The organism is Bilophila wadsworthia ATCC 49260, assembly GCF_000701705.1.
GTDB classification, from domain to species: Bacteria; Desulfobacterota; Desulfovibrionia; order Desulfovibrionales; family Desulfovibrionaceae; genus Bilophila; species Bilophila wadsworthia.
The window spans coordinates 1-8,559 of the sequence record NZ_JNJP01000113.1 but is presented as its reverse complement, the minus strand read 5'-3'; the positions used below and the strand labels follow the sequence as shown (position 1 = coordinate 8,559).

The 8,559-nt window shown below is 63.6% G+C and carries 6 protein-coding genes; 1 reads left to right on the top strand and 5 read right to left on the bottom strand.

Annotation, left to right across the window (positions count from 1 at the left end; all coding sequences use genetic code 11):
• Window positions 1-191: hypothetical protein (locus T370_RS25785; protein ID WP_211250538.1), on the top strand; the 191-nt coding region annotated here is incomplete at its 5' end.
• A 151-nt stretch (window positions 192-342) separates the two neighbouring features.
• Here T370_RS25785 and murJ read toward each other — a convergent pair.
• From murJ to T370_RS0119810, 5 genes are all read right to left on the bottom strand, one after another.
• A complete protein-coding gene (gene murJ / locus T370_RS0119830; RefSeq protein ID WP_029436764.1) occupies window positions 343-1,932 on the bottom strand; it encodes a murein biosynthesis integral membrane protein MurJ in 1,590 nt (529 codons plus the stop codon).
• A gap of 122 nt (window positions 1,933-2,054) precedes the next feature.
• On the bottom strand, window positions 2,055-4,916 hold the full coding sequence (locus T370_RS0119825; protein ID WP_029436763.1) for a ComEC/Rec2 family competence protein: 2,862 nt from the start codon (window positions 4,914-4,916) through the stop codon (window positions 2,055-2,057).
• Between the two features lie 290 nt (window positions 4,917-5,206).
• Entirely contained in the window at window positions 5,207-6,301 is a 1,095-nt protein-coding gene (locus T370_RS0119820) for a pyridoxal-phosphate-dependent aminotransferase family protein (protein ID WP_029436762.1), read from the bottom strand.
• Window positions 6,298-7,188 carry a glutamate racemase gene (murI, locus tag T370_RS0119815; protein WP_005028178.1) on the bottom strand — a complete coding sequence of 297 codons (891 nt, stop codon included), beginning with the start codon at window positions 7,186-7,188 and terminating at the stop codon, window positions 6,298-6,300. The genes T370_RS0119820 and murI overlap by 4 nt, the downstream gene beginning before the upstream one ends.
• Window positions 7,189-7,294: 106 nt before the next feature.
• Complete coding sequence (locus T370_RS0119810) at window positions 7,295-8,221, bottom strand: pyridoxamine kinase (RefSeq protein ID WP_029436760.1); 927 nt, start codon at window positions 8,219-8,221, stop codon at window positions 7,295-7,297.
• Between the last annotated feature and the right edge of the window lie 338 nt (window positions 8,222-8,559).

Genomic DNA, 8,559 nt, shown 5'->3' with positions numbered 1-8,559 from the left:
TCCCCAAACCCCACCCCCTCCTCTTCAAAGACTTTCGTGTTTATCGAATCCCTGTTCTCGAGTTTTTCCGGCGCGGATTGTTTTTGAAGCAAGACACATTGCAAAGTGGAAATGTTCCAAGCGAAAAGAGTGTATTGGAATTTTTTTCGCAAAACGCCTTTTCCAATTCCCCAAAAAAAGAAGCCGCCTGAACACCGTTCAGGCGGCTTTGCTGCCTTCAGGGAAGGCTTGCAACAGGGATTCGATAAAGTCGAAAGTCTTAGGAGGGGAAGGGGGAGGTTTGGAGGGGGGAGGGGACCCCTTCTCCAGAAGGGGTCCCCTCCCCCCTCCAATCTTCAATCCCTACCTTCTCCTTCTTAAGGACAGCGCCTCAGGCATGAACAGCTTGGCGAGCAGGAGATAGGGAACGGCGAAGATGACCCCGGCGATGCCGCATATGGCGGCGTGGCGCATGGCTGCGGGCAGATAGGCGTACAGGGAGGGGAACCAGAGGGGCAGACGGCCGGGAAGCCCGTAGACCGCGAAAAAGGCCAGCAGCGTGCCGGGCAGGACCAGCAGGAACCCCTTGAGAAGCAGATGCCCCATGCCGTCGAACGCCCCCGTGCCGTGCTTGCGGATCCAGAACCACGACAGGGCAAGGGTGTAAACGAAGAGGCAGAGCGTCGTCAGCATGGCAACGCCGAACGCGCCCCAGAGCTTTACCGCGAGCGGATAGACGGGCAGGGCGGCGAGGGTCGCCACAGTGCCTACAATAGCCGGGGTGAGGGTGTTCTGACGGGCGTAGAAAGCCCTCCCGATAACCTGCTGCACGACCCAGAAGGGGACTGAAAGGAGCAGCATCTGGAGCAGCGGCGCGGCGAGGATGGTCTCCTCGGCGGAGAAGCGCCCGCCTTCAAAGATGAATCCGAGCGTGGGCAGGGCAACGGCCAACATATAGGCCGTGAGCGGGATGACTACGAGCATGCTCCCGCGCAGGGCCGTGCCAAGGGTCTTGTCGAATCCGGCGTCGTCGCCCCGGGCCGCCAGCGCGGCGAGGAACGGGAAGGACGCCACGCCCGCGGCCTGCGCCACCACGCCCACGGGGACAAGCATGATGCGCCGGGCATAGCTCAGGAGGCTTACCGCCCCCTCGCCCGCCATAGAGCCGAAAATACGCACGAACTGCTCATCCATAGCCACAATGGACACGCCGAGCATGAGCGGCAGGGCCAGCAGGAGAAGCCGCTTGAGGAGCGGGTGGCGCAGGTTGAAGCGGAGGCGCAGCCCGGCGGGTATGCCTTCGGGCAGAGGAGAGCCGGAGGAGCGGGCCGCCACGACAGGCAGCAGGAACGATCCGAGGGCCGCGCCGAACAGGACGCCCCAGCAGAAGCCTTCCATGCCCCGCCCGGTCACGAGGAGACCGCCCGCGATGATGCAGCCGTTGTAGATGAGCGGTGTGAGCGCGGGGGCCAGGAATTGCTTGCGGATATAGAGCAGGGCGGACACGCACGCGCCGGGCAGGAAGAAGACCTGTGCGGGCAGGATGATGCGCAGGAAATGGGCCAGCCGGGCCTGTTTTTCCGGGGAAAATCCCGGCCCGACGATCCGGGCGAGTTCCGGAGCGAAGATCCATGCCACGGCGGTCAGGGCGGCTATGCCGAGGGCCGCCCACCAGAACACAGCCGAGAAGAACCGCCAGCCGTCTGCCTCGTCCTCCTCGAACCGCTTGGAAAGCAAAGGGAGCAGCGTGATCGAAATATAACCGCCCGCGAGCAGGTAATTGAGGAAGTCGGGGACCACGAAGGCCGCGAAATAGACGTCCGATTCCGCACCCGCCCCGAATTGCCACGAAACCACCTTATCCCGTACCAACCCCATGAGCCGGGACAGGAACACGCTGCCCGCCATGATCAGGGCCGCTATGCCCATTTTATGCGTTGCCGTCAGTCGCACTGCTTATCCTTATGATTGGAGGCCCAAATCGGGAAGGGGCTTTCTGGAGAATGCATTTCTGCCTGCCTTGTACCCGTTCCCCGCCTCCAACGGTCTTTTGGGAGTAATGGGATGATGCCGTTTCATTCCGTGTTTCCGGCGGGAGAGCCTTCGCGTGCCCTCCCCATCGGTTGGACATATTGGGAGAGATGAGGGCGCGGAGGAGGAAAGCCTTCTTGAAGAATGTTTTTCTTCCCCGCATTCTTTTTCAGGTCCCAATGGACGGCGATTTCGCCTTCATTACCGGTGATGTGAAGCGGAATATCCCGCCATTCCAATGCGTCGCGGACTTTCCGGGAGGGAAGCCGGTACGGGTTGTACGCTCCGGCGCTGGCGATGGCCAGCTTTGGAGACACCGCGTCGTACAGAGCCGGGACAAGGCTGCCTGCGGAACCGTGGTGAGGCAGGATGAGCACGTCCGCCGATAGGTCCGCGCCGCTTCGCAGCAGGGCCCGCAGGTACGGCGCTTCGGCATCTCCGGGCAGCAAGGCGAGGCCGTGCCCGTTGAGGACAAGCCGGAACACCAGCCCGTCATTGCCGGAAGGCGTCACGCCGGGGGCCGGGGCCAGCACCTCAAGCGCCAGCCCGTCCGCAAGGGGGAGCACGTTTCCCGCGCCCAAAGTATGACGGGGAATTCCGCGCGAGGCAAGGATGGCGGTGAACGCTTCGGAGAGAGGCCGGGGCGATCCATGTTGCGGCGTGTCGATGCCTTCAAGCGGAGCGGTGTATGCGGCTTTCATCGCATAGTTGGCTGCGATGAACAGCAAGCCTTTGAGGTGATCCCGGTCGGGATGCGTTACGGCGATGAAGTCCAGCCGGGGCAGGTTGTTGGCGGTAAGCACCGGGGAAACGAGATCCCGTCCCACGTCGAAACGGTCGGAAAACAGCCCGCCGCCGTCCACCATCGCCCTTCCTCCGTAGGGCCATTCCAGAAGTACGGCTTGCCCCTGTCCGACATCCAGCACCCTGAGGGAAATTTTGGGTTCAAAGAAGGCGTGGACCCAGAGCAACGGCCCGACGGAAAGCAGGAGCGCACCGGAGATCAGAAGGCGTTTCGCCGCGTGTGGGAAATGATCCCGATGTATGCGCATGGCCAGTGCCACGGCGATCGCGCCGAAGCCAAGGATGGCGGTCCAGTGCGGGCGAGGGGATACGAACAGATCCAGCCCCGCGTGCGCTTGCAGCCAGCGCAGGCTATGCAGAAGCGCCTCGCAAGGAATGTTCGCCAGATGGAGCAGGAAACCGGCTGCCTGTTCCAATCCGGCTGCCGCGGCGATAAGCCCGAGGAACGACAGCGGCAGGACGATGAAACCGAGCGCCGGAAGCCAGAGCAGGTTGATCGGGAACCAGAGGGTCGAGCGCCCGAAGGCATCCAGCACGAGGGGGAGGGTGGCGAGCTGCGCGGCGACGGAACAGCCGAGGGTCAGCCAGAGAAGCCGGATGAAACGGCCCCCGGCGGCACGCATGGGCGAGAGCCCGCCTTGCAGGACTTTGAGCGGCGAGAAGGATAACGGGCCGTCGTTCCAGAGTTTGCTGAGCCACGGGGAACAAAGCGCGATTCCCGCCACCGCCGAAAAAGAGAGCTGCACGCCCAGATCGTACAGGCACAGGGGATCGGCCAGAACCATGCAGAACAGGGCAAGCAGGAGCACATCGGCAAAGGTGAAGGCCGGGCGCAGGTTCCGGCGGAAACGCTCGGGAAGTAGATCGGGCACGCAGCGCAACAGGCAAACGATGGCAAGCATCAGGGCGGCCCGCACCAGCGAAGGCGGCGCATCGCCGAGCCATAAATAGGCGGAGGCCAGCGGCAGGCTCAGGAGCCCGATGAGGCTGTAGGCCGGAAAGCGCAGGAACAGCCCCGGCGCGAGGAGCCCCACAATCCCGGTGAGCGCCAACGCGCCCAAGCCGACGACGGCAAGATGCTGTCCGGACAGGGCAAGGCTGTGCGTCAGCCCCGCCGCGTTGATGCGCTCCATGTCCGGCGTGTTGAGCCCATAGCGATCCCCGAACAGCAAGGCCGGGATGATGGAAGATCCGCCGTCCCGCACCCTTGAAAAGCGCCTCGTATCCGCCGGAGCTGCGGAGTGCGCAGGCGAACCTGAATGTTCCCGAACCTCTTCAGTCTGCACCTCCCCAATCTGCTCAGGAGCGGACGGGAGGTTCTCCCGCCGTGGGAGTGAAGGCGGTTCGCTCCAAGCGTTTTTGGACGGCAGGGCCGCCTGCCGGGAAGCGTTTCTGTCCGTACTGGAAGGGGAAAGCGTGCGGAGGCCGCTTTCTTCCGGCGGATCCAGCGCGGCGGCGATACGCAGGCGCAGGCGTTCCCGTAGTTCGGCTCCGGCGGAAGGCGTGCCGGATGTACGGATGGCGGCGTCATCCTGTTTGGCCCACGCCTGAAAGAAGACGCCTTGGCGATGCCAGTAATCCTCGCTGTTCCACGTGCCTTGGTTGTGGAAACCGTGGACCGGACGGATTTTCAGATCCGCGGTTATCCGTTGCCCCGGTAGGGGGCGGGGGACGTCGGGCATGTCCTGCCACGTCAGGGCCATCCTGCCGGGGAGCGGTTCCTTTTCGGCGGGGCCCACATCGTCCAGAATGATTTGCAGACGCTGATCCGGCAAGCCGCGGGAACCGACGATCACGCCTTCCACGGTGACGGCCCGCCGTGAGGACAGGCTCTTTTCCAGCCATGCCGGGTACTCTTGGGGGACGCGGGGAACGGACTTTTCGCCGATCCACCAGCCTGCGATGACGCACGCAGCCGCCAGCAGGCAGCAGAGAGGGCGGCGCGTCCGGCTGTCCACCCATGCAAACAGGGCGCAGGCCGTTAAAGCCGGAACCGGAAAACGTGCCGTGACGATTCCCGCGATGAACAGCAAGATGCCGGTTTCCCAGAACAGGAGCGGCTGAAGCGGGGGGACGGGCGGCATCGGCTGTTTCGTCGGCATGGCGCAAGTTGTTTGGGAAATGAGAGGGAAGGTTGGGGAAGGGAGGGAAAACTTTTCTGAAGAAAGTGGGCCCCTCTTTTCCCCCTTCCCCGGACCTGCCGGTGCGGAGTCCCTCCCTTTCCAAGGCTTTTCGCGCTAACGAATCCTTTGAAAGGGCTTCGTTGGGGAAAGAGGTTTCATACCGACATGTTCCGTTGCGGAGCGCACCTCGAAATGCGTGTGGGATACCGGAAGGACGGAGAAAAAGGGGGAGGGCTGGGCCCTCCCCAAAAGCGTTTTGCCTCGACCGGCTATTTTCCCAGCGTGGCGGCGATGGCGTCGAGGGCCTGCTCCATGAGGTACGGCTGGGCCTGCGTGCCCATGTGCCCGAGGCGGAAGACCTTGCCGTCCATCGGGCCGAAACTGCCGGTGCAGATCAGCCCGTGGCGGCGGAGCGCTTCTTTCCATTCCGGCCACGTAAAGCCGTCGGGGATCATGGCCGCCGTGACGGTCGGCGCGTTGACGGCGTCGGGAGCCGTCCAGAGCTTGATGCCGAGTTCGGCGAGCCCGGCCCGGCACTGGGCCGCTACGGCTTCGTGGCGGGCAAACGCGGCGTCCATGCCTTCCTTGAAGATGGCCTGCGTCCCCGCGTACAGCGCGGCCACCCCGTGCCAGTTCGGGGTATAGGGGCAGCGTCCGTCCGTGCGCACGGTGCGGAAGGGCAGGATGGCGTCGTAGCCCTGATAGTTCACCTCCTTCATGCGTTCCCACGCGGCGCTGCTGACGCCCACCATGCTCATGCTCGGGGGGCAGCTCAGGCACTTCTGGGAACCGCCGAGCATCAGGTCGACGTTCCATTCGTCCATGTGCACGGGCGCTCCGCCGAGCCCCGCCACCGTGTCCACATAGAACAGAGGCACGCCGAGATCCTTCTTGAGCTTGCCGAGCAGCCCGATGGGGTTCAGGGTGCCGGACGGGGTCTCGCAGTGCACGGCGGTCAGCATGACCGGCTTGACGCGGCGGATGGCTTCCTCCACGGCGGCGAGGTCGCTTTCACGGATGCTGCAGTCATAAGGGAGGGACACCTTTTCCACGATGCAGCCGAAGGATTCGGCCATTTCGCCGATGCCGTCCCCGAAGACGCCGGTACCGACGCTGACCACATGATCGCCGGGTTTCAGGCAGCTTTTCAGCGCGCCCCAGAGGGCGAGCATACCTTCGCCGGTCATCAGGACGACATCGTCCTTTGTGCCCATAAGCTTGCCGATGCCGCGGCTGGTGGCGTCGTAAAGGCACAGGAAGTCGGATTCGACCTGCCCCGAGCCGTAATCCCTGCCGAGGACGGCAATGACGTCTTCGTGCAGGGCGACCGGACCGGGGACCATGGGAATGGGGGCGTAACTCATGATGATTTCCTTTGTGTTGGCGTTTCGGCGGCGTCGGGGAGGGGCACGTTTTCAAGATCCACAAGCCGGACGTCGCTGTCCGTGATGGTCATGTTGAGGAACAGGCTGCCCGTGCGGGTGAACCGCTGCGGGTCGTCGGTGATGAAAAAACGGATGCGCCCCGTGCGCCCGGCCTGCGGGTGGGCCAGCCCTTTGTCGGCGAGGCGGCGCTTGACCACCTCGGCCGTGGTCGCCGCGGAATCCACGATATGGACTTCCGGCCCGACGACCTTACGGATGGCGGCGGCGAGCATGGGATAGTGCGTGCAGCCGAGCACAAGGCAGTCGGGCGCGGGAGACTTCTCAAACAGCGGCTCAAGGTAGCGTGAAACCACGCCTTCGGCGATGGGGCCGTCGAACCAGCCTTCTTCGGCCAGCGGCACGAACAGGGGGCAGGCGAGGCTGCGGACCTGCGCTTCGGGGCGGCGGCGGAGGATGGCTTCGGCATAGGCCCCGCTGCGGATGGTGGATTCGGTGGCGATGACCGCGATGTCGCCGGAGGGCGAGGCTTCGCAGGCGGCGCGGGAACCGGGCTCGATCACGCCGATGATGGGCATGTCGGGCCATGTTTCGCGCAGGGCGGGAAGCGCGGCGGCGGTGGCCGTGTTGCAGGCGATGACCAACAGCTTGATGCGCTGGCCGATGAGCTTGGCGGCGGCCTGAAGGGAATAGCGGACAATCGTTTTCTGGCTTTTGGCCCCGTAGGGCACGCGGGCGGTGTCTCCGAGGAACAGGTAATCCTCGCCGGGCATGAGGCGGCGCATGGCGTCAAGGACGGTCAGGCCGCCCACGCCGGAATCGAAAAGACCAATGGGCAGTTGGTCCTGGCCGCATTGTTCCGTAGTCATCAGCATATCCTTTGTCCCATGCCGTTGTATCGGATGGAGCGTTCGCGTCCGGGGCGTCCCGCCGTCCGCGATTTTGATCTTGCGCCTTTGGGAGGCGGAGCCCATGTCAGTCTTCGAAGGGGAGCACCGGGTTACAGCAGCCGTTCCCGTCCATGATCCGGCATTTGCAGGTCGAGACGGGCGCGAACAGGCTGCCGAGGATACGCTCCAGCAGGATGCCTTCGCGCGAGGGCAGCCCTTGCCCGAACGTGGCCCGGATGCCGAGGGTGACGAACTGGACGGCGCGATCCAATGCGATGGACAGGCTGTCGCCCTGAATGAGGCTGCCCGTGAGCACACTGGAGAACGTGTCCCCCGTGCCGGGGTAGTGGGCGGGGATATATGCGCAATCGATGCGCCAAAAGCGGTCCTCGTCGCGTTCGTAGGCAATGACCGAGGTATTTTGTCCGGGGTCCCTGCCGCCTTCCAGCAGGGGGACGCTTGTGGCGACCACGGTTTGAGGTCCCATTGCGGACAGGCGGCGCAACCGGCCCTTGATTTCCTCGGGCGAGATCCGGGGCGTGAACGGCTCGTCGAGGAGCAGTGCGACTTCGGTGATGTTCGGGGTGATGATGTCGGCGCAGGAGATGAGCCAGCGCATTTTTTCCACCATTTCCGGGGTCATGGTGGGATCAAGGATGCCGTTGTCCCCAAGCACCGGGTCCACGACCGCCAGCCCGCCGGGGGCGAGGCAGTTGCGGATGCACCGGGCTGCCGAATCCATCTGTTCCGGGGAGGCCATGAAGCCGGAGTATACGCCGTCGAAATGGAGGCCGAGCCTTTCCCAGTGGTCGAGGATGCCGCCAAGCTCCGGGGTGAGGTCGCACAGCGTATAGTCCGTGAATTCCACCGTGTGCGTGGAGAGCACCGCCGTGGGCATCGGGCAGACCTGTATGCCCATGCAGGATAGGATCGGGATCGCCACCGTCAGCGAGGTGCGCCCGAAACCCGACATGTCATGGATCGCGGCGATTCTGGGGACTGGATTGCGCATAGCGAGACTCCGGGAAAAGGCTTGGACGGGGGAGGGAAACCCTTCTTTAGAAGGGTTTCCCTCCCCCGAACCCCCTCCCTTCCCAAGACTTTTGACCTTTTTAAGGAAGGGGAGCCCTATTGTTTTCAGAAGGCAGAAGTTTCCCATACCGGGGGCGGCAAATCAAGATCCCGGAAACGGGTCAAAAACAATTTTCATCAAAAGAACAAGTGTGTTATGATGTTTTTCAGGCAAGATCCGCAAACTTTCCCCACCCTATTCACCTACAGGGAAAGCGGCGAACAGGGATTCGATAACGCCGAAAGTCTTTGAAGAGGAGGGGGGAGGTTTGGAGGGGG

Excerpts from the sequence above, each read along its gene's own strand:
- murI (WP_005028178.1), bottom strand. The coding sequence starts at position 7,188 with ATGACTACGGAACAATGCGGCCAGGACCAACTGCCCATTGGTCTTTTC.
- T370_RS0119820 (WP_029436762.1), bottom strand. The coding sequence starts at position 6,301 with ATGAGTTACGCCCCCATTCCCATGGTCCCCGGTCCGGTCGCCCTGCAC.
- T370_RS0119810 (WP_029436760.1), bottom strand. The coding sequence starts at position 8,221 with ATGCGCAATCCAGTCCCCAGAATCGCCGCGATCCATGACATGTCGGGT.
- T370_RS0119825 (WP_029436763.1), bottom strand. The coding sequence starts at position 4,916 with ATGCCGACGAAACAGCCGATGCCGCCCGTCCCCCCGCTTCAGCCGCTC.